This is a genomic window from Pseudomonas sp. B6002, from assembly GCF_013385985.1.
GTDB lineage: Bacteria > Pseudomonadota > Gammaproteobacteria > Pseudomonadales > Pseudomonadaceae > Aquipseudomonas.
In genome coordinates this window covers 316,601-337,852 of sequence record NZ_JACAOY010000004.1, presented here as the reverse complement: position 1 = coordinate 337,852, position 21,252 = coordinate 316,601, and the positions used below count along the sequence as shown (strand labels likewise).

Below are 21,252 nucleotides of genomic sequence, written 5' to 3'. Positions count from 1 at the left end.
CACCGCTGCGATAGCATCGGCTCGGTTCATCTGCTAGACCGAGTTGCCTGCATCGCAGGCAAGCCAGCTCCCACATTGGATTGGGTTTACAGCTCTAGATCCAGCCGCTGCTCTGCATGGCCTTGTACACCGCCACCACGGCCAGGATGAAGAACGCCGTTGCCGCCAATCGGCGAATCAAAGTCAGTGGCAGTTTCTCCGCCGCGAAATTCCCCGCCAATACCACCGGCACGTTGGCAATCAGCATGCCCAGGGTGGTGCCGATAATCACCAGCCACAACTCCGGGTACTGCGCCGCCAGCATCACCGTGGCGATCTGCGTCTTGTCACCGATTTCCGCCAGGAAGAACGCAATCAGCGTGGTCAGGAACGGCCCGAATTTGCGCGTGGTGCTGGCTTCGTCATCGTCAAGTTTGTCGGGCACCAGGGTCCACAAGGCCGTGGCGCAGAAACTCGCCGCGAGGATCCAATGCAACACCGCATCCGAGAAGAAGCTTCCGAACCAGGCCCCCACGGCACCAGCCGCCGCATGGTTGGCCAGGGTCGCGGCGACGATGCCGGCGATGATCGGCCAAGGCTTGCGAAAGCGTGCGGCAAGGATGAGCGCGAGCAGCTGCGTCTTGTCGCCGATTTCGGCCAAGGCAACGATTGCGGTAGGTACGAGTAATGAATCCAGCATCAGGTAGGTTTCCAGGGGCGGGTCGACACGGCTATGACACGTACAGCCTTCCCGCCCCGGGTAAGGTGTGCGTGTCATAGGTCTTGTCAAACCCCGGTCCGTCTGTGCGGACTCCTGGGTCGCATACGCCATGGTCTGCTGACCAAGTATGTTGACGTATGCCGGACGAGCGTGGCGCTCGTGGGAGACTACTCCCCTAGGACGGAGCGGATTCTGCCTAGGCAAAACCCATTCGGCAAGCCTTCTTTTTCAAACGCCCGTCAGCCGCGCTTGGCACGGTAAATGCGGAAACCATTGCCTTCGGCCTTGATTGCGCACACGCCCAGATGCTCTTCGATCAGCGGTTGGTACTTGAGGAAGCTGTTGGCGACCAAGCGAAGTTCGCCGCCTTTTGCCAGGTGTTTCGCCGCTTTTCGCAGCAGGTTTTCCGTGGCGAAATAATCCGTGTGCACCCCGACATGGAACGGCGGGTTGCTCAAAATCGCGTTCAAACCCATCGGCGCGGCGTCGATTCCGTCACCGGTCAGTACCTCGGCTTCCAGACCATTGGCAGCCAGTGTCAGGCGGCTGCTGGCGGCGGCGAAGGCATCCACATCGAGCAGGGTCACGCTGTTGTGCGGGTAGCGACGTTTGACCGCAGCCCCCAGCACGCCGGCGCCGCAACCGAAGTCCAGCAGATGGCCGCTGGGCAGCTTGTCCAAATGCTCCAACAGCAATTCGGTGCCGCGATCCAAGCGCCCGTGGCTGAACACGCCGGGGAGGCTGACCACTTTGAGCGGCCCTTCGGCCAGCGGCACGTCGAACACCTGGGCCAGGCTTTCCAGCTCCACCGCTTGCGGGGCGTTGGCCACGGTGACTTGCCACAACTGGCAATGCCGCGCGTTATCCAGCTTGCGCGGCTTGCCAAACGGGATCATCTGTTTGGCAGCGCTTTCGATGCCGGCCTTTTTCTCCCCCACCAGAAACAGCTCGGCGCCGGGCAGGCGTGCAGCCACGGCGTTGAGCAGGTAGTCGGTGAGGTCCTTGGATTTGGGCAGGAAAATCACAGCGGCATCGAACGCACGCTCGGGCACGTTCACGCCGAATTGGCTGCGCTCGGGGAAGCGTGCGTCCAGGGCTGCCTGGTCGCCTGCGTGCCAGCTCCAGCCGTGGGCGTTGGGCAGGCGGCCCAGCAAGTCGTCGGCAGGCAACCCGACCAGCAGCAGGTTGCCTTGAAAAAGTTCGGCCTGACGAAGCAGTACTTCACTGCGCGGATCCATGGTCTGCTCCTTGAAAAGGGGCGCAGTTTATCAACTCACGACGCGCAACGGTGCGCCGCTGAAAAAGCCCCGGGCGTTTTCCGCCAGTTGGCCGACGATGCGCTGGCGTGCTTCGCGACTGCCCCAGGCGTTGTGCGGGGTGACGATCAACCGGGGGATGTCGTCGGCCAGCAGTGGGTTGCCGTTGACCGGCGGCTCCACGCTCAGCACATCGGTGGCCGCGCCGCCCAGGTGACCGCTGCGCAACGCATCGGCCAGTGCTTGTTCGTTGATCAAGCCGCCGCGTGCGGTATTGACCACAAACGCGCCAGGCTTGAGCAGCGCCAGTTCACGGGCGCCGATAAAGTCGCGGGTGTGTTCGTTGAGCGGGCAGTGCAGGGTCAGTGCGTCGACCTGGGCCAGCAGCTCATCCAGCGGCACGCGATCGGCGCGGGCAGGGCGCCCCGGAATCGCACCGAGCAGCACGCGCATGCCGAAGGCCTCAGCCAGGCGCGCTACCGCGCCGCCCAACTCGCCGTGGCCGAGCAGGCCGAGGGTCTTGCCTTCCAGCTCGACAATCGGGTGGTCCAGCAGGCAAAACTGCTTGGCTTGCTGCCACTTGCCGGCGCTGACATCCCGTTGATAGTCCTTCAAACGCGTGGCCAGGTTGAGCAACAGCATGATCGTGTGCTGCGCCACCGACGGCGTACCGTAGCCCTGGCAATTGCTCACGGTGATGCCATGGGCACGGGCGGCGTCGAGGTCGACGTTATTGGTGCCGGTGGCCGACACCAGAATCAGCTTGAGTCCCGGGCAGGCCGCCAGGGTTTCGGTGCTGAGGGCGATCTTGTTGCTGATGACGACGTGGGCGCCCTGCACCCGTTCAAGCACGTTCTGCGGGGTGGTGCCCGAGTACAGCTGCAACTCGCTGAAACTGTCTCGCAGCTCGCTGAGGTCAAGGTCCCCCAGGTCCAGGGAAGGGTGATCAAGGAAGACCGCACGGCGATTGTTCGTCATCAACTGTACCTTTTGCGACAGGGTTTGAAGGCGTAATCTCCGGAGCCTATCAGATGAAATAATCAGTTACTTAATGGAGTGAGCATGTACGTCGCCGAGTTTTTGACCGTAGCCTTGATTCACTTGTTGGCCGTGGCCAGCCCCGGCCCGGATTTCGCCGTGGTGGTGCGTGAAAGTGTGACCCACGGCCGTCGCGCCGGAACCTGGACAGCCCTGGGCGTGGGCTCGGCGATTTTTCTGCATGTGGGTTACTCGTTGCTTGGCATTGGCTTGATCGTGTCCCAGTCCATCGTGCTGTTCAACGCACTCAAATGGGCGGCTGCGGCGTACCTGCTGTACATCGGCTTCAAGGCCTTGCGTGCCCAGCCCGCCAAGCCACCGGTCGAAGGCGAGTTGCACCGCGAAGCAGGCGAGCGCACGCCGCGCGGCGCCTTTACCGCAGGCTTCGTGACCAATGGCTTGAACCCCAAGGCCACGCTGTTCTTCCTGTCGCTGTTCACCGTGGTGATCAACCCGCACACACCGCTGGCGATCCAGGCCGGTTATGGCGTGTACCTGGCGGTGGCGACGGCACTGTGGTTCTGCCTGGTGGCCATGCTGTTCAGCCAGCAACGCGTGCGCGCCGGGTTTGCGCGGATGGGGCACTGGTTTGATCGGACCATGGGTGCGGTGTTGATTGCGATTGGGGTGAAGCTGGCGTTTACCAGTATGAAATAACCCTGTGGGAGCCGGGCTTGCCCGCGATGCAGGCGACTGGGTGTTTCAGAAATACCGAGTTAAGGCCATCGCAGGCAAGCCAGCTCCCACATTGGATCTCTGCAAGGCTCCAGTAATGGCTCAAAGCTAGCATTCATTGGGCGCTGCAAATCATTCCTTTGGCTGATTTGGCTGAAACATAAGGTCTCTAAAGTGCAGGTCTTCAAGCCAAGACCGTGCAGTCAGATAAGGGATTCGTATGTTGCAGACCCGTGTTATCCCGCCCGCCGAAGGCGCGTACCAATACCCGCTGTTGATCAAACGCCTGCTGATGTCCGGGACTCGCTACGAGAAAACCCGGGAAATCATCTACCGCGACAAACTGCGCTACACCTACCCCACCCTGATCGAACGGGTTGCCCGGCTGGCCAATGTGCTGACCGAGGCCGGGGTGAAGGCCGGCGATACCGTGGCAGTGATGGATTGGGACAGCCATCGCTACCTCGAATGCATGTTCGCCATCCCGATGATCGGCGCGGTGATCCACACCATCAACGTGCGCCTGTCGCCGGAACAGATTCTCTACACCATGAACCACGCCGAAGACCGCTTCGTGCTGGTCAACAGCGAATTCGTGGGGCTCTACCAGGCGATTGCCGGGCACCTGACGACCGTCGACAAGACCCTGCTGCTCACCGACGGTGACGCCAAGACCGCCGAGTTGCCAGGCCTGGTGGGCGAGTACGAAACCCTGCTGGCCGCCGCCAGCCCCGCGTACGACTTCCAGGATTTCGACGAAAACTCGGTCGCCACCACCTTCTACACCACCGGCACCACTGGCAACCCCAAGGGCGTGTACTTCACCCACCGCCAACTGGTCCTGCACACCATGGGCGTGGCGACCATCATGGGCAGCGTCGACAGCGTGCGCCTGTTGGGCACCAACGACGTGTACATGCCGATCACGCCGATGTTCCATGTACATGCCTGGGGCCTGCCGTATGTGGCGACCATGCTTGGCCTGAAGCAGGTCTACCCCGGCCGCTACGACCCCGAGTACCTGGTGGAGCTGTGGCGCAAGGAAAAGGTCACCTTCTCCCACTGCGTGCCGACCATCCTGCAGATGGTGCTCAATGCCAAGGCCGCCCAGGGCGTGGATTTTGGTGGCTGGAAGATCGTGATTGGCGGCAGTGCGCTCAATCGCACCTTGTACGAAGCCTCCAAGGCCCGTGGGATTCAGCTGACGGCCGCGTACGGCATGTCCGAGACCGGGCCGCTGGTGTCTTGTGCCCACCTCAATGAAGAACTGATGGCTGGCACCGAGGATGAACGTACCACCTACCGCATCAAGGCCGGTGTGCCCGGGCCACTGGTGGAGGCGGCGATCATCGACGCTGACGGTAACTTCCTGCCCGCCGATGGCGAGTCCCAGGGCGAGCTGGTGCTGCGTGCGCCGTGGCTCAGCGAAGGTTATTTCAACGAGCCACAGAAGGGCGCCGAGCTGTGGGAAGGCGGCTGGATGCACACCGGTGACGTGGCCACCCTTGATGCATTTGGCGTGATCGATATCCGTGACCGTATCAAGGATGTGATCAAAACGGGCGGGGAGTGGATCTCGTCCCTGGCCCTGGAAGACCTGGTCAGCCGTCACCCGGCGGTACGCGAAGTAGCGGTGGTGGGCATCGCCGACCCGCAGTGGGGCGAGCGCCCGTTTGCCTTGCTGGTGGTGCGTGATGGCCATGTGATAGGTGCCCGGGAGCTCAAGGAACACCTCAAGCCCTTCGTTGAATTGGGCCACCTGAGCAAGTGGGCGATTCCGAGCCAGATCGCGGTTGTTACTGAAATTCCCAAGACCAGTGTAGGAAAGCTCGACAAAAAACGTATCCGCATCGACATCATCGAATGGCAGGCCAACAACAGTACGTTCCTGTCTACCCTTTGATGCCTTCCGCCGCGCCCGTTCGGGCGCGGCAATGCTCTATCTGGCGCCTTCACTTGTGATTTGCCGATTTTCAGCCATCCTTGCCCCGCCGACCTTCGTCGGCATGGCGAAAGGGTTGTGGCAGACGGGTTGGTGATGCAAATCACACTTTAGAGGGATCAAGCGATACCCCCTGCTGGCTATAGTCCTTCCCAGAGTTTTTCAAGGATGTTGCGCTTCGGGCCATGCGGGCCCGGTTGCCGTTCGGCATTGGAATCGTTGTATTCCGGCCGTTACATGCATCTGAAAGAAAAAACTCACTGCCATAACAATAATGCACATGGAGTAGCGTCGATGACCTCAGTAAACCAGTTCTGGCGCCGGGCAAGACTGCCCCTGGCCGTCAGTCTCGCTTCTACGCTCGCCGGGCCCGCATTCGGCGTCAGTTTCAACATCGGTGAAATCGAAGGCAGCTTTGACTCCTCTCTGTCGGTGGGGGCGAGTTGGTCAGCGGCAGGTCGTAACAAAGACCTGATTGGCGTTAACAATGGCGGCAAGGGGTTGTCGCAAACGTCTGACGACGGCCATCTGAACTTTGATAAGGGTGATTCCTTCTCGAAGATCTTCAAGGGTATCCATGACCTTGAATTGAAATATGGCGATACCGGTGTGTTTGTGCGCGGCAAATACTGGTACGACTTCAAACTCAAAGACGATGACCTGGACTTCAAGAACATCAGCGACGACCACCGCCCAACGGGCGCGCGGTCTTCCGGTGCGCAGATCCTCGACGCCTTCGTCTACCACAACTACTCGATTGGCGATGAGCCAGGTTCTGTACGCTTGGGCAAGCAGGTGGTGAGCTGGGGTGAAAGTACCTTCATCGGTGGCGGTATCAACGCCATCAACCCGATCGACGTGGCCGCTTTCCGTCGCCCAGGGGCTGAGATCAAGGAAGGCCTGATTCCGGTCAACATGTTCTACCTGTCGCAGACGCTGACCGACAATGTGTCGGCTGAAGGCTTCTACCAGATTGGCTGGGACAAGACCGTTACCGACAACTGCGGGACCTTCTTCTCGCAGCCGGACATCATTACCACGGGCTGTAATGACAACTTGCGAGTGTTGAACAAGCGCTCGACGCTTCCGGCTGCAGCGTTGCCGGGTTTGGCTGCCCGTGGCGTCGATATAAACGAAGAAGGGGTGCTGGTACGCCGCGCGCCAAACCGTAATGCACGTGATGGTGGCCAGTACGGCTTCGCAATGCATTACAACTTTGAGCCGCTGGACACTGAATTCGGCGCTTACTACATGAACTATCACAGCCGCGCGCCGATCTTTAGTGCCACTGGTGCACCTCAGTCGATCTATAACCTCGCCCCCTTCTTGGGAACGGCTGCGCCTTTGGTGGTGGCAGGCAACTCGAAATACTTCGTTGATTACCCAGAAGATATCCACCTCTTTGGGTTGAGCTTCTCCACCACGTTGCCTACTGGGACGGCCTGGAGTGGAGAGGTTAGCTATCGGCCAAATGCGCCTGTGCAGTTGAACTCTACGGACATCCTGTATGCCGGCGTGGTGCCTTTGGGTGGCCCGGTGCTGGGCAACGCCTCGCTGTTGAAAGGTGTTCCCGGGCAGGACCTGGATGGCTATCGCCGTAAGGAAATCACCCAACTCCAAACCACGTTCACGCACTTCTTCGATCAGGTCATGGGCGCAAGCCGCCTGACGCTGGTAGGCGAAGTCGGCATGACCTACGTCGGTGGCCTGGAGAGCAAATCCAAAGTGCGTTACGGGCGTGACCCGGTGTTCGGCCCAGGCACATTGCCTAACGGTGCTTGCGCGGCACTCAACAACTCGACTGCACAAGGTGGTGGGTTGCCCAACGCCAGCAGCCTGAACACCAATTGCAACAACGACGGCTTCACCACCGCCACGTCCTGGGGCTACCGTGGGCGGGCCATCTGGGAATACCCGGATGTGTTTGCAGGCGTCAACCTCAAGCCTAACGTGGCCTGGTCCCACGACGTAAAAGGTTACTCGCCAGGCCCTGGCGGTAACTTCGAGGAAGGTCGCAAGGCTGTCAGCCTGGGCCTGGATGCCGAATACCAGAACACCTACACCGCGAGCCTGAACTACACCAACTTCTTTGGAGGGGATTTCAGCACCGTGGACGACCGCGATTTTATCGCCCTGAGCGTCGGCGTGAACTTCTAAGCACACACTCTTTTTGCAGTCTGTATTTCAGGAAGGCCAGAACATGAAAATAACGAAAAGTCTGTTGCACGTGGGTGTGCTTGGGCTGTCGATCCTGGCGAGCAACGTCATGGCGGCAGTCTCGGCGGATGAAGCCGCCAAGCTGGGCACGACCCTGACCCCGATGGGCGCCGAGATGGCCGGTAACGCGGCGGGCACCATTCCGAAATGGTCGCCGCTGCCAACCAACGCTGGCGCCGTCGACGCCCGTGGTTTCCTGGCCAACCCGTACGCCAGTGAACAACCGCAGTTCACCATCACCGCGGCAAACGTCGAGCAGTACAAGGACAAGTTGGCGCCAGGGCAGTACGCGATGTTCAAGCGCTACCCGGACACCTTCAAGATGCCGGTCTACCCGACTCATCGCGGCGCCACCGTGCCGGCTGATGTGTTTGCGGCCATCAAGAAGAACGCCACCAACACCAACCTGGTGTCGGGCGGCAACGGCCTGGAAAACTTCGAAACGGCCATCCCGTTCCCGATCCCGAAAAGTGGCGTGGAAGTCATCTGGAACCACATCACCCGCTATCGTGGCGGCAGCGTGACGCGCCTGGTGACCCAGGCCACCCCGCAAACCAACGGCTCGTTCAGCCTGGTGTACTTCCGCGACCAGTTCGTGTTCCGCGACAAGATGAAGGACTACGACCCGAAAAACCCGGGCAACGTGCTGTTCTACTTCAAGCAGCAAGTGACCGCGCCGGCGCGTCTGGCCGGTGGTGTGCTGCTGGTGCACGAAACCCTGGACCAGGTGAAGGAACCGCGTTCGGCGTGGGTCTACAACGCCGGCCAGCGCCGTGTGCGTCGGGCCCCGCAAGTGTCGTATGACGGCCCGGGTACTGCCGCTGACGGCTTGCGTACTTCCGACAACCTCGACATGTACAACGGTGCCCCGGACCGCTACGACTGGAAGCTTGAGGGCAAGAAAGAAATCTACATCGCCTCCAACAGCTACAAGATCGACGATCCGAAGCTCAAGTACGCCGACATCATCAAGGCCGGCCACATCAACCAGGACCTGGCGCGTTACGAGCTGCGCCGCGTCTGGCACGTGGTCGCGACCTTGAAGGAAGGCCAGCGCCATATCTACGCCAAGCGTGACTTCTTCATCGACGAAGACACCTGGCAAGCCGCGGTGATCGATCACTACGACGGCCGTGGCCAACTGTGGCGTGTCGCCGAAGCCCATGCTGAAAACTACTACGACAAGCAAGTGCCGTGGTACGCCCTGGAAACCCTCTACGACCTGCAGTCCGGCCGCTACCTGGCTCTGGGCATGAAGAACGAAGAGAAACAGGCCTATGACTTCGGCTTCACCGCCACCACCAGCGACTTCACCCCGGCGGCCTTGCGCCAGGACGGCGTCCGCTAACCCACAGCAACATCCCCTGTAGGCGTTGGGCTTGTGTGGGAGCTGGCTTGCCTGCGATAGCATCACCTCGGTAGGTCTGATAGACCGAGGTGGCTGCATCGCGGGCAAGCCCAGCTCCCACATTTGTTTGTGTTGAGATTTTTTGTCGCAGTTCTTTTTCAGGCAAATGTTGCAAAGATCTACAAACCCGCCGCTTTTACCGCTAGTCTGCGGACATCTGCAATGCCGACAACAGCCTTCTACAAGAGCCCGGCGATGACTGATTTGTCCCGAATCCAAGGGCCTGCAAACGTCGTGATTCCGACCCTGGAAGCACGCTTTTTCAGGCCTCCGCTGCCTGACGGCTATGTGCTGCGGCCTCGCCTGTGCGAACGGTTGAGTGCAGGCTTGGAAGGGCGGTTGCTGCTGGTCAGCGCGCCAGCGGGGTTCGGCAAGAGTTCATTGGCGGTGGAGTTCTGCCAGGGCCTGCCGGCCCATTGGCAAAGCCTGTGGTTGGGGCTGAGCCCCCGGGATAACGACCCCGGCCGCTTCCTCGAGCGCCTGCTCGACGGTCTGCAGCAATATTTCCCGCAGATCGGCGCCCAATCCCTGGGCTTGCTGAAAATGCGCCAGCGTCACCAGCCGTTTGCCTTTGAAGAATGGCTCGATGGCTTGCTCGATGAGCTGACGCTGCACCTTTCCACGCGCGCGCCGTTGTTGCTGGTGCTGGATGACTACCACCTGGCCCAGGGCCCGGTGCTGGATCGCTGCCTGCAGTTTTTCCTCAACCATTTGCCCGACGGCCTGGTGGTACTGGTCACCAGTCGCCAGCGTCCGGATTGGCATCTGGCGCGGTTGCGCCTGTCACGGCATCTGCTGGAATTGCACGAGCAAGACCTGCGCCTTACCCACGATGAGTCGTTGGCTGTATTGGATCAGCACAGCAACTCTTTGCGCGGCGAGGCGCTGGATAACTTGATTCGGCGCAGCGAAGGCTGGGTGGCTGGCCTGCGTTTCTGGTTGTTGGCCGCCTCTGAGGCCGGCAATGAAGGTGCCTTGCCGCAGAACCTGCATGGCGGGGAAGGGCTGATTCGCGATTACCTGCTTGAAGAAGTGATTGACTGCCTGCCCGTCGAGGTCCAGGCGTTTCTCTACGACACTGCCCCCCAGGAACGCTTTTGCGCCGAACTGTGCGACGCGGTGCGCGACGCCCACGACAGCGCCGAGACCTTGCGCTACCTGCAGGCCCACCAGGTATTTTTGGTGCCGCTGGATGAGCAGGGTCACTGGTTTCGCTATCACCATTTGTTTTCCGACTTGCTGCGCACCCGTCGCGCAAAGAACGCCACATTGCCGGTGGCCAGCCTGCACCTGCGAGCGTGCCGCTGGTTCAACGCCCAGGGCCTGATCGATGAAGCGGTGGAGCAGGCCCTGCGCGCCGGTCACCTCGACGTGGCGGCGAACCTGGTGCAGAACCTGTCCGAAGAGCAACTGCTGGCCGAGCAGAACGTGGGCATGTTGCTGCGCTGGAAAATGGACTTGCCCGACAGCCTGCTGATCAGCACGCCGCGCTTGATCGTGCTGTACAGCTGGGCTCTGGGGCTGGCGTGCCAGCTGGATGCGGCAGAAGAATTATCGGGCTACCTCAGTCGCTTCCTGCCGGCACCGTCGGCCACCGCGCAAAAGTCGATGCTGGCCCAGTGGCTGGCACTGAGTGGGATTATTGCCCGGGGGCGTGGGGATCGCGAACTGACCCAGCGCTATTGCAGCGAGGCCCTGGAAAGCCTGCCGCAAAAGCGCTACGGCCAGCGCCTGATGTGCCTGTCGACGCTCTCCAACCTGGCGATTGTCGATGCTGATTTGTGGCGTGCCCGTGGCCTGAACCGTGAATCCCTGGAGCTGGCGCAGCGCGTCGGCAACCCATTGTTTGAAGCCCTGGCTCATTACGATCGCGCCCGCGTGTTGCAGGCCAGAGGCGAAATCCTGCGCTCCCTCGATGAAGTGCGCCAGGGCTTGCAACGCTTGCATGGCCTGGCGCCCCAGCGGCTGTACGCCGTGCGAGCGCGGTTATCGCTCTACGAAGGCTATTTGCTGCTGGTGCGTTATCAGCCTGAAGCCGGCCTGGCGCGCTTGCGTGCCGGCCTGGCTGAAGCGCGTGCCTGCCGGGACATCAGTGTGCTGATCGGGCATTGCGTCATCGCCAACTTCGAGGGGCGGCGTAATGATTTCCCCAAGGCGTTCGCCGAGCTGGCCGAAGCAGAGCGCCTGATGCATATCTGGGACGTGCCGCCGATTTACTACCTGGCGATGATCACTTTGATCAAATGCGAACTGTGGCTGGCCCAGGGGCGTACCGACCTGGCCGATGCCTGGCTGGCGCGGCTGGGGCAGACCTACAACGGCGAGCATGCCGCCGCCGCACCGGAGTTTCACCCACACTTGCCGCAACATATCGGCCTGCAACAAGCCGCACTGGACGCCACACGTCATCAACCTGCCGCCGCCCTGCAACGGCTCGAAGAACTGGCGCAGCAGGCGCACAACGACGGTCGCCAGATGATTGCTCTGATGGCGCTGACCCAACAGGCGCATCTGCTGCTTGAAAACGGCCAGGAAACCAAGGCTCGGCCAGTGTTGGTGCAAGCGCTTGAGGCGGGCGCCGGTGGTGCATTGCAACCCTTCCAGCGCTTGTTGGAAAACTACCCCGACTGGATGCGCGAGCAGCTTGGCAAAGACCCCCACGGCTTGCTGAATCAAAGCCTGCTGGGGCTGCTTCCGGTGGTTGCGGTTGCCGAAACCTCACCCAGCCACGAAACCTTGAGCACCCGCGAACTGGCGGTGCTGCAACTGATCGCCCAAGGCTGTTCCAACCAGGAAATCAGTAACCGGTTGTTTATTTCGCTGCACACGGTGAAAACCCATGCGAGCCATATCAACAGCAAGCTGGGCGTAGAGCGCAGGACGCAGGCGGTGGCGCGCGCGCAAAGCATGGGCTTGTTGGTTTGAGACCCGCTTTCTCAGGGCGAGCGCTGCGCGAACATCAGCCTTACCGTGAAATAGTGCCCTTCCTTGTGCTGATGAAGATGCCAGCCGAGTTTTTCACATAAAAGTTGTACCAACTCCAGCCCCAAGCCATATCCATAGTCGGCGGACTCGGCCTCTTTTGGCGTGCCCGCGATGTGGTTGACCATGGTGAATGTTTGGGTGTTGCAAGCAATTTGAATGCAACCCTGATCTGCATATTGCAGCGCGTTACGCAGCAGGTTGCCAATAACAATGCGACAGGCGTTGGGGGGAAGCTGGTAGGGGGCGTCTTCCACGTCCATCGTCAGCGTCAGGTGACGTGAGTTGATGAGGTAACGGTTATCCTCCACTAACTCGTCCAGCAGCCGTGCCATGTTTACTTTGATCGCCAGGAGAGACTTGCTCTGTTCACTGCTCATCCATAGCAGCGTTTCGGTAATGCCCTGCATATCCCGCACGGAGCGCTGGATACGCAGTAATGCGCTGGAGAGTTCGCCCTTGGCTTCCAGCAACTGCAGGTTGGCCTTGAGCACTGCCAGCGGGGTGCGCAATTCGTGGCTGGTGTAACGCAGCAAGCGCTCCTCTCTTAAGGTGGCAGCCTTGACGCTACTGACACTTTCGGAGAGCGAAGACGCCAGCAGGTTGAACTCTGTGTAGCAAAAGCCAGGGCGCGCGGTGGGCTCCGAAGATGGCTTTGCGAGTCTCTGCGACCATTGCGTCAAGCGATGCAGTGGGCTGACGACGCGGTAGACCAGAAAGATGATCACCATGAGGGCAACGACTGGAACCGAAAGGCCGATCAGCAGCAAATCGAGAAATTTGGTTTCCCAATAGTTGTCGGATGGACGCGGTTCATCGCGGGCATCTTCGTCTCGTGGGGATTCGAACAGATAAAGGGTTTTCCCTTCGTACAAACGTTGCGCCTGTATGTGGGTGGTCTCGGGGTGGTCGAATACCTGCACGGTACCGATCACACGTGATGGGGGTGTTTGCAGAAGTGTTCGTAAAGGTGCGGGCAAGGCGTCTTTGCCGATCACAGCAGAGAAGGCGAAGCCGTGGGGCAGTGGCGTCAGAGGGTCTTTTTCATAGCGCTGGGCAAAATAAAGCGCTTCTTCTTCAATCATCCGGCTGACAACGTAGTCCAGCGTGTGCCGTGAGAAGCTCGAGACAGCGTGCACGTACACAAACAAGCTCACTACCAGCACGAGCGAGGCGCCTGCGCCGATGGCCCATTTCAGGCTGAGAGTCAGTTTCATGGGGTTCTGAGGCAAAAACCCACACCGGCTTGCGTGTGGATCAAGGGCACGGTGAACCCCTTGTCCACACTGCGACGCAGGCGGCACAGGTGGACTTTCAAACTGTTGCTATCAGGCGGCTCATCGCCCCAGATCGCTCGTTCCAGGCGTTCTCGGCTGACAGGGTTCGGGCTGGCTCGCAGCAGGCACTCAAGCAGTTGCCAGGCGGTGGGCGAAAGATGCAGGCGTTGGTTGTTGCGCCTCGCCTCGCGTGTTGCGAGGTTCATTTGCAGGTCGGCGACTTGCAACAGGCTGGCCTGGCTGCTGAGTCGCTGGCTCAAGGCGCGAAGGCGGGCAACCAGTTCGGGCAGCTCGAACGGCTTGACGAGGTAATCATCGGTACCGCAGGCAAAACCGTCCAGCTTGTCTTGCAGGCTGTCCAGGGAGGTGATCATGAGGATGGGGGTCTGCACGCCAGCTTCTCGCAAGGTGCGGCAGACTTTCTGGCCGTCGAGCCTGGGCAACATGATATCCAGGAGGATGACGTCGTAAGGCGAGTGTCGCGCCAGGTTGAGGCCGCTTTGACCATCAGCGGCGTGGTCACAAATGATTCCGCTGATATCCAGGTATTCGACAAGCGTCGCGGCGAGGTCGAGGTTGTCTTCGATCAGCAAGGTGTGGATATGCATAGGCAGTGTTCCCTGCGTTGAACGGGCTCCAGCTTAGCGCCCCCTGGAGCCCCCTTCGCCTGTGTTAACCGGTTAGTAACCTCGGCTCTTTTACGGTGCTCCCGTCTTTCCCTGAAACAGGAGTAACGGCATGAATAGCTACGGTACTAGCAGGGCCCTGATTCTGGTTGTCATCATCATAGGGATGATGATCAGTCCTTTCGCTCGCTCCGACGCAAGAGAGTTGTATGCAGATATTAGTTTGGAGGTTGAACCTCCCTGCCTCGAAGATGTTTCGCAGATAAAGCAGGTTGATAGCGAAGCTTTTGAGAATGAACTCATCGTCAATGGCCTCAACGCGCCTGAGAGGACATACCGTTTGGTACAACTCTGCCCGGTTCCAGGGGCCTCGCTTGAGAGGCAAGGATAATGCGCCGGGCCTCATTGCTTGAGACCACGCTCTTGCTGATGTTTTTTCTGGCGATGGGCTCATGTGGCGTCGTCGAGAGCGAACCGGAAGCGGCAGTGAGGCGAAGTATGCCGCTCTTCATTTCGCAGCTGCTGCCCGCGCTGCTGGGCGTGGTGAATCCCTCTTCCACGGATTCATCGATGGCACTCCACTCAAATGTCTTTGAGGCTCCTGGCGAGGTGATCCGATGAGTGTTGATTCAGAGGTGGAGAGCTATTCCATGCAGTCGACATTTTGCATAGGTTTGATACTGGTCATCAGTGTTGGCTTGGGTATCTATTTTGTCTGGTTCAATGCTCGGGTGGATGACGTCCGGGAACGCATGCGCGCGTGCGAAACAAGTTGCACGATTCAGGTATTGAAACGGCGTGACAGCTGCCTGGGCGCTGATGACATGCCGCCAGGCACGTCACCGGTTTAAAATGGTTTCTCCATATGTCGAGACATGTTCATGCAAACCGATAGACCGCCTTTGATCCGCGAAACGTTCCCCGTCGGCCCGTTGCAGTGCAACTGCACCATCATTGGCGATCCGATCACCAAAAAAGCCATCGTGGTCGACCCAGGCGGCAATCATGAGCTGATCCTGGCCCGCCTCGACGCGCTGGGCCTCAAGGTGGTGAGCATCATCCATACCCACGCCCATCTTGATCATTTCCTCGCGTCCGGCCAGTTGAAAGAGAAGACCGGCGCTACCCTGCATCTGCACAAGGAGGATCAATTCCTCTGGGATAACCTGGAAATGCAATGCCAGATGTTTCGTGTGCCCTACACTCCAGTACCCTCACCGGACCGCTGGCTTGAGCACGAAGAGGAATTGGCCTGCGGCTGCGGTGTGGCGCTGCATACCCCTGGGCATACGCCGGGGTCGATGAGTTTCTGGTTTGCCGACGCCAAACTGTTGATTGCCGGCGACACCCTGTTTCGTCGTGGGGTAGGGCGTACCGACCTGTGGGGCGGGGACCAGGCGACCATCGTGCGGTCGATCAAGCAGCGCTTGTACACACTGGATGAAGGGGCGACGGTGGTGGCCGGCCATGGCCCGGACACCCGCTTGGGCGATGAAATGCGCGAGAACCCTTTTGTGCGGGCATAAGCTGCGACTCGGTGTTTTTCCGGATACCAAGAGGCGACCGTCCTACCGCACATAGAGTGAAAATGACAATCACCGTTCAGGAAGCGTCTGCTAGGGTTTTAGTGTGCTCACCTGTTGTAGAGCAGGAGCCTGCCGGGCAGGGAATTTTTGCCGTTTGTCGTGTTCCAAGCTCGGCACAGGTCCATTGCCAATGTCCTCTGCATCACAGAATGCAAAAGTAGGAGCTTCCTTCATGTTCACTTCGCGTCGTCTGCTTGTCGTTGCCACGGCTGTTGCCCTGTTGTCCGGCTGTGCGTCTCCTAATCCATACGATGGTAGCCAAGGACAGGCAAACGGCTCATCGGGTATCAGCAACACAGCCAAGTATGGCGGCCTGGCTGCACTGGCCGGTGGTTTGGCCGGCGCTGCCATCGACCATAACAACCGTGGCAAAGGTGCCCTGATCGGCGCTGCCGTGGCCGGCCTGGGTGGTGCAGGTTATGGCTACTACGCCGACCAGCAGGAAAAGAAACTGCGAGCCAGCATGGCCAACACCGGGGTTGAAGTTCAACGTCAGGGCGATCAGATCAAGCTGATCATGCCGGGCAACATTACCTTCGCGACCAACTCGGATGCGATCTCCAGCAGCTTCTACCAGCCGCTGAACAACCTGGCCAACTCGCTCAAGCAGTTCAATCAGAACACCATCCAGATCGTCGGCTACACCGACAGCACCGGCAGCCGCCAACTGAACATGGACCTGTCCCAGCGTCGTGCGCAGAGCGTGGCCAACTACCTGACGTCCCAAGGCGTGAGCCCGACCAACCTGAGCGCACGCGGTGCCGGCCCGGATAACCCGATCGCCAGCAACGCCGACGTCAATGGCCGTGCCCAAAACCGTCGTGTAGAGGTGAACCTGGGCCCGATCCCTGGTCAGCAATATGGTCAGCCTGCCCAGCAGCAACAGGCGCCACAGCAGAACAACCAGTTCCAGGGCAACCCGTACCAGCAGTACCAATAAACGCTGGCCACTAAAAAGGGCGCCGTGCAGTCAATGCACGGCGCCCTTTTTTATTGCCGGTTACATCAGTCGATGTATTCGAACAGCTTCACGACCTTCTGTACGCCCGACACGCCCTGTACCAGGTTAGCGGCGCGGGTGGCTTCTGCCTGGGTCAGCAGGCCCATCATGTAGACGATGCCGTTATCGGTGATCACTTTGATCCGCGAGCCGGGAATGGCGTTGTCGGTCAGCATCTGCGCCTTGATCTTGGTGGTCAGCAAGGCATCGTTGCTGATGGCCAGCAGCGTGATCGGGTCCATGACCTGCAGTTCGTTGTGCACCTTTTTCACGCGCTGCACGGTCGAGGCGGCTTGTTCGGCCTGGGCCTTGAGGTCGGCGCGCGGCGTTTGGCCCGCGAGCAGTACCACGCCGTTGAAGCTGGTGACCACGATGCGCGAAGCGCCGTTGCCCAAGTCGGTAGCGGCCTTGGCGACGTTGACTTCAACCTTGGTTTCGATCAACGAGTCATCGATCTTGCTGCCGAAGGTGCGGGTGCCCTTGTCGTCCTGGATAGGGGTGTCACGTGTTGCAGTGATGGCCGTGCTGCAGCCGCTGATAGCGAGGCACAGGGTAATGGCCATAAGGCTGAGGCGGTTAACGGTCATTCTTCACTCCCAAACAGTTGGCTGTCGATCAGATCGCACAGGCAGTGGATCGCCAGCAGGTGGACTTCCTGGATACGTGCGGTGACAGTGGCCGGGACGCGAATTTCCACGTCCTCTGGCAGCAGCAATGACGCCATGCCGCCGCCATCACGACCGGTCAATGCTACGACAATCATTTCGCGATCATGTGCGGCCTGGATCGCCTGAATAATATTGGCCGAGTTGCCACTGGTGGAAATCGCCAGCAAGACATCGCCGGGTTGTCCCAGGGCACGGATCTGCTTGGAAAAGATTTCGTTGTAGCTGTAGTCGTTGGCGATCGAAGTGATCGTCGACGAATCGGTGGTCAAGGCGATGGCCGGCAGGCTCGGGCGCTCGCGCTCAAAGCGGTTGAGCAGCTCCGAGGAGAAATGCTGGGCATCGCCGGCCGAACCGCCGTTGCCGCACGAAAGCATTTTGCCCTCGTTGAGCAAGGCATTGACCATGACCTGACTGGCTTGCTCGATGTGCGGTGCAAGTACGTCCATCGCCTGTTGCTTGGTGTCGATGCTGGCCTGGAAAAGCTGGCGAATTCGGGATTGCATGTCCATCTGTGTGACCTTAAGTAGCGCGGCTGTTTGGCACAGGAATGTGCAGCCCGCAAAGCAAAGAGCAAAAGTGTGTGGTGAAGATGTCCGGTGAATCAGCTGTCGAAGGCATCTTTGAGCCAACTCAGATCAGCCTGACCAGACGGTGTGCTTTCTATGGCAACCACATCGAAACGGCAGGGGGAATCAGCCCAGCGATGCTCTTTTTGCAGGAAAAACTGCGCGGCGAGTATCAGCTTCTGACGCTTGCGCCCGTCGATACTGGCGAGCGCGCCACCCCATTGTGCGTGTTTTCTGTAGCGGACTTCGACGAATACTACTGTATCGCCGTCAAGCATGACCAGATCAAGCTCACCGCGTTTACACAACCAGTTCTGCGCCAGAAGGCGCAGACCCTGTTGTTGCAAGTGCTTCAGCGCTTGAAGTTCGGCATCCTTGCCGCTTTGTGCACTGGACCGCTCGGGCATCAGCGCGGGGTGTCTGGCAGGCGCTGGATGTCGCCGCCCACGAACTTCGCCCACGGCATCTGGCGATCAACGCGCTGGTTGGCGTTGATGCCCAGGCTGCCCGAGAGACCGTCAACGCGGGTGTCCGGCAGTGCCTTGAGCTGGCCCAGGCGTGGCGCCAGGCGGTAGGCGTCGACGCCCATCGCGTACAGGCGGCCCAGGCTGCCATTGGCTTGCGGCCATTGTGCGGCGACCTGGTTGCGCAGTGGGTCGGTGGTGCTCAGCAGCCAAGGGGTTTCGCAGAACATGACGTTGGTCATGTCCAGGTACTGGTTCTTGTCGCCGCTGGCGCTGAACACGTGGGAGGTCGCGTACACCGGTACGTCACCGGCGTACTGGAAGTTCAGGGTCGGCTTGATCTGCTGAGCCAGTTGCGGCGTCACGGCCAGGAAGATGAACTCGATGTCCTGACGACGCGACGGCTGCGCCGCTACGTCGGTACCCACGGTGCTTTGTAGGCTCTTGGCGCGACCTTCACTCTTGCGCAGTTGGAACAGGTCGGCAATCTGCTGGGCGAGTGCTACCGGCTGGTCGACGTACTCGACGCCGACGACGGTGCCGCCATTCGCTTCCCAATCCTGGCGGAAGGCTTTGTAGACACGCTCGCCCCACTCGCCACGCGGCACCATGGCGGCAGCGCGGTGCAGGCCGTCGGCACGGGCACGACGCGAGACTTCGCGGGCTTCGTCTTCAGCGGCAAGGCCAAACTGGAACAGCTGCGCCGGGTTCTGGTCGGTCTCGCTGTAGTTCAGGGCCAGGGTGGTGATCGGCAACTGAGGGCGAGCGGCGAGTTGTTTGACCAGCGGCTTCTCCAGCGGGCCGACAACCAGTTGCACGCCGGCAGCCTTGGCCTTGGTGTAGAAGTCGTCGAGAGAGGTCAGGCGCGAGCTGTCATAGAACTCGATGACCGGAGGTTTCTGCCCGGCCTGTTCGGCCTGGTAGTGAGCGGCCATGAAACCTTCGCGTAGCGCTTTGCCCACGGAGGCCAGTGGGCCGTCCTGTGGCAGCAGCAGGGCGATCTTGTTCAGGGGCTGGCTGGCCAGCTCCTTAAGCTTGGTCAGCGGCAATGGCAGTTCTACTGCGGCCGGGTGGCCTGGGTTTCGCGCGCGCCAGGTGTCTATGGCGGCCTGTTGCTGTTCCAGGGTTCCGGCGCCCTTGACCGCCTGGGCCAGGGTGATCCAACCGTCGAGGGTCGGGTTGCCGCTGGCTTGCAACTGTTCGGCCGGCAGGGCGGCAATCAGCGCCCAGATGGCTTCATGGTTGTTTTTTGCAGCATCTCCGCTGAGCAACGGGGCCATGGCCACGCGTTCACGCGCGGCTGCCAGGGTCTGGCCGTCGGCTTCAAAGGCGCGGGCGTGCACAGTGCCGGTGCGCACCTGCTGCTCTGCCGGCAGGTCACGCAGGCTTTGCAGGCTCGGGTGGCTCAAGGCCGTCAACGCAGCCTTGGGCTGGTTGCGCGCCATGGCCAGTTCGGCGGCCAGGGTGCTGGCAAAGACTTGCGCAGCTGGCTTGAGAACATCCAGCGGCACCTGTGCAAGGATCTGCGACGAGCGGGCCGGGTTGTTCTGTTTGTAGGCCATGTCTGCCGCGCTCAGGCGCAGCAGGGCGGCCTTTTCTGGCGTCTTGGCGGTAGTAGCCTGTTCGAGCAGTTGCTCGATACTGGCATCCGGGGTCCGTGGAAGGTCGCCAAGGCTGGACGAGGGCGAGCTGGCGCAAGCGGCCAGCAAGGCAGCGAGGCAGAGGGCGGAGAGCAGCCGCAGGCAAGCGATCATGTAAGTGTTCCTGATACCGATCAAATTAGCGTGGAATTGTACCCAAGCACTGGCCCAGGCGCGATGTTACTGGCGTGAAACCGTCGATTTAGGTCGTGCAAATGTTGCTATTGGCGATCGGCGGCTGAAAAGGCATCGGCCGTGATGGCATATTTTCAATTCATCTACGCGCTACAATGGCGCTTTTGCCAACCATCGAGGTGTGCGTTTTGACTGCTCCAGGTCCTTTGAATTCCACTGCTGGCTCGCTTTTTGTCGTGGCGACGCCCATTGGCAACCTGGACGACATCAGTGCCCGGGCGCTGAAAGTGTTGCGCGACGTAAAATTGATCGCGGCCGAAGACACCCGTCACTCTCAACGCCTGATGCAGCATTTTGGTATCAGCACGCCATTAGCTGCCTGTCACGAACACAACGAGCGTGAAGAAGGCAGCCGCTTTATCGTGCGCCTGTTGGCCGGTGACGATGTGGCGTTGATCTCCGATGCGGGCACGCCGCTGATCTCCGACCCGGGCTACCACCTGGTTCGCCAGGCGCGGGCCGCTGGTATCAATGTAGTGCCTGTTCCGGGAGCGTGCGCACTGATTGCCGCGTTATCGGCAGCGGGGTTGCCTTCGGACCGCTTTATCTTTGAAGGTTTCCTGCCAGCCAAGGCGGTGGGGCGGCGTGCTCGCCTGCAGGCGTTGAAGGAAGAACCGCGCACCCTGATCTTCTACGAAGCCCCCCATCGCATCCTTGAATGCCTGCGGGACATGGAGTTGGTGTTCGGGGGTGAGCGCCTGGCGTTGCTGGCGCGCGAATTGACGAAGACCTTCGAGACCCTTAAAGGCCTGCCGCTTGAAGAGCTGCGGGCCTTTGTCGAGGGGGACAGCAACCAGCAGCGTGGCGAGTGTGTGGTGCTGGTGGCGGGCTGGGCCGCTCCCGAGAATGAAGACGCGGTCGGCAGCGAGGCCATGCGTATCCTGGATCTATTGCTCGCGGAGATGCCGCTTAAAAGAGCAGCAGCGTTGGCAGCGGAAATTACCGGTGTGCGCAAGAATCTCTTATATCAAGCTGCGCTGGATAAACAAAAAGGCGAATAGTTCCGGCGTTA

The 21,252-nt window shown here is 60.2% G+C and carries 18 protein-coding genes and 1 riboswitch; of the genes, 9 read left to right on the top strand and 9 right to left on the bottom strand.

The genetic code is table 11. The features are described from left to right. Positions 1-94 precede the first annotated feature (94 nt). The 3 genes from HX792_RS05040 to HX792_RS05030 all read right to left on the bottom strand — a co-directional run bounded on the left by HX792_RS05040 (position 95) and on the right by HX792_RS05030 (position 2,934). Complete coding sequence (locus HX792_RS05040; RefSeq protein WP_101266603.1) at positions 95-679, bottom strand: TMEM165/GDT1 family protein; 585 nt, start codon at positions 677-679, stop codon at positions 95-97. Positions 680-768: 89 nt separating this feature from the next. Then, a riboswitch (yybP-ykoY riboswitch) is annotated at positions 769-888 on the bottom strand. Between the two features lie 51 nt (positions 889-939). Then, entirely contained in the window at positions 940-1,938 is a 999-nt protein-coding gene (locus HX792_RS05035) for a class I SAM-dependent methyltransferase (RefSeq protein ID WP_176995054.1), read from the bottom strand. A 30-nt stretch (positions 1,939-1,968) separates the two neighbouring features. Then, the gene (locus HX792_RS05030; protein WP_176995053.1) at positions 1,969-2,934 is read right to left on the bottom strand and encodes a 2-hydroxyacid dehydrogenase; all 966 of its coding nucleotides are present in this window, start codon (positions 2,932-2,934) and stop codon (positions 1,969-1,971) included. Positions 2,935-3,018: 84 nt separating this feature from the next. On the opposite strand from HX792_RS05030, the gene HX792_RS05025 reads away from it, so the two are divergent. The 5 genes from HX792_RS05025 to HX792_RS05005 all read left to right on the top strand — a co-directional run bounded on the left by HX792_RS05025 (position 3,019) and on the right by HX792_RS05005 (position 12,161). Next, a complete protein-coding gene (locus tag HX792_RS05025; RefSeq protein WP_176995052.1) occupies positions 3,019-3,651 on the top strand; it encodes a LysE family translocator in 633 nt (210 codons plus the stop codon). A 238-nt stretch (positions 3,652-3,889) separates the two neighbouring features. Continuing rightward, the gene (locus HX792_RS05020) at positions 3,890-5,572 is read left to right on the top strand and encodes a fatty acid--CoA ligase (protein ID WP_176995051.1); all 1,683 of its coding nucleotides are present in this window, start codon (positions 3,890-3,892) and stop codon (positions 5,570-5,572) included. Positions 5,573-5,905: 333 nt separating this feature from the next. Continuing rightward, positions 5,906-7,768 (top strand): DUF1302 domain-containing protein, encoded by a 1,863-nt coding sequence (locus HX792_RS05015; protein ID WP_176995050.1) that lies wholly within the window; start codon positions 5,906-5,908, stop codon positions 7,766-7,768. A gap of 43 nt (positions 7,769-7,811) precedes the next feature. Then, entirely contained in the window at positions 7,812-9,176 is a 1,365-nt protein-coding gene (locus HX792_RS05010) for a DUF1329 domain-containing protein (RefSeq protein ID WP_176995049.1), read from the top strand. Positions 9,177-9,431: 255 nt separating this feature from the next. Then, the gene (locus HX792_RS05005; RefSeq protein WP_176995048.1) at positions 9,432-12,161 is read left to right on the top strand and encodes a LuxR C-terminal-related transcriptional regulator; all 2,730 of its coding nucleotides are present in this window, start codon (positions 9,432-9,434) and stop codon (positions 12,159-12,161) included. An 11-nt stretch (positions 12,162-12,172) separates the two neighbouring features. Here HX792_RS05005 and HX792_RS05000 read toward each other — a convergent pair whose 3' ends face one another. Beyond that, on the bottom strand, positions 12,173-13,435 hold the full coding sequence (locus HX792_RS05000) for a HAMP domain-containing sensor histidine kinase (protein WP_176995047.1): 1,263 nt from the start codon (positions 13,433-13,435) through the stop codon (positions 12,173-12,175). Then, a complete protein-coding gene (locus tag HX792_RS04995; RefSeq protein ID WP_176995046.1) occupies positions 13,432-14,103 on the bottom strand; it encodes a response regulator transcription factor in 672 nt (223 codons plus the stop codon). Before HX792_RS04995 ends, HX792_RS05000 begins: the two co-directional genes overlap by 4 nt. A 130-nt stretch (positions 14,104-14,233) precedes the next feature. Between HX792_RS04995 and HX792_RS04990 the strand changes: the two genes are divergently transcribed. From HX792_RS04990 to HX792_RS04980, 3 genes are all read left to right on the top strand, one after another. Next, positions 14,234-14,512 carry a hypothetical protein gene (locus tag HX792_RS04990; RefSeq protein WP_176995045.1) on the top strand — a complete coding sequence of 93 codons (279 nt, stop codon included), beginning with the start codon at positions 14,234-14,236 and terminating at the stop codon, positions 14,510-14,512. A 490-nt stretch (positions 14,513-15,002) separates the two neighbouring features. Further along, entirely contained in the window at positions 15,003-15,647 is a 645-nt protein-coding gene (locus tag HX792_RS04985; protein ID WP_176995044.1) for an MBL fold metallo-hydrolase, read from the top strand. 232 nt (positions 15,648-15,879) lie between these two features. Further along, a complete protein-coding gene (locus HX792_RS04980; protein WP_176995043.1) occupies positions 15,880-16,647 on the top strand; it encodes an OmpA family protein in 768 nt (255 codons plus the stop codon). A gap of 65 nt (positions 16,648-16,712) precedes the next feature. Here the strand turns inward: HX792_RS04980 and HX792_RS04975 are convergent, their stop codons facing one another. The 4 genes from HX792_RS04975 to HX792_RS04960 all read right to left on the bottom strand — a co-directional run bounded on the left by HX792_RS04975 (position 16,713) and on the right by HX792_RS04960 (position 20,159). Further along, a complete protein-coding gene (locus HX792_RS04975; protein ID WP_176995042.1) occupies positions 16,713-17,294 on the bottom strand; it encodes a BON domain-containing protein in 582 nt (193 codons plus the stop codon). Further along, positions 17,291-17,884: a phosphoheptose isomerase gene (locus HX792_RS04970; RefSeq protein ID WP_024073509.1), complete on the bottom strand. Its 594-nt coding sequence runs from the start codon at positions 17,882-17,884 to the stop codon at positions 17,291-17,293. Before HX792_RS04970 ends, HX792_RS04975 begins: the two co-directional genes overlap by 4 nt. A 92-nt stretch (positions 17,885-17,976) precedes the next feature. Next, the gene (locus HX792_RS04965; protein ID WP_176995041.1) at positions 17,977-18,348 is read right to left on the bottom strand and encodes a YraN family protein; all 372 of its coding nucleotides are present in this window, start codon (positions 18,346-18,348) and stop codon (positions 17,977-17,979) included. After that, positions 18,348-20,159 (bottom strand): penicillin-binding protein activator, encoded by a 1,812-nt coding sequence (locus HX792_RS04960; RefSeq protein WP_176995040.1) that lies wholly within the window; start codon positions 20,157-20,159, stop codon positions 18,348-18,350. The genes HX792_RS04965 and HX792_RS04960 overlap by 1 nt, the downstream gene beginning before the upstream one ends. 176 nt (positions 20,160-20,335) lie before the next feature. Here HX792_RS04960 and rsmI point away from each other — a divergent pair, with 176 nt between their 5' ends. Then, positions 20,336-21,241 (top strand): 16S rRNA (cytidine(1402)-2'-O)-methyltransferase, encoded by a 906-nt coding sequence (gene rsmI, locus HX792_RS04955; RefSeq protein ID WP_176995039.1) that lies wholly within the window; start codon positions 20,336-20,338, stop codon positions 21,239-21,241. Positions 21,242-21,252 lie beyond the last annotated feature (11 nt).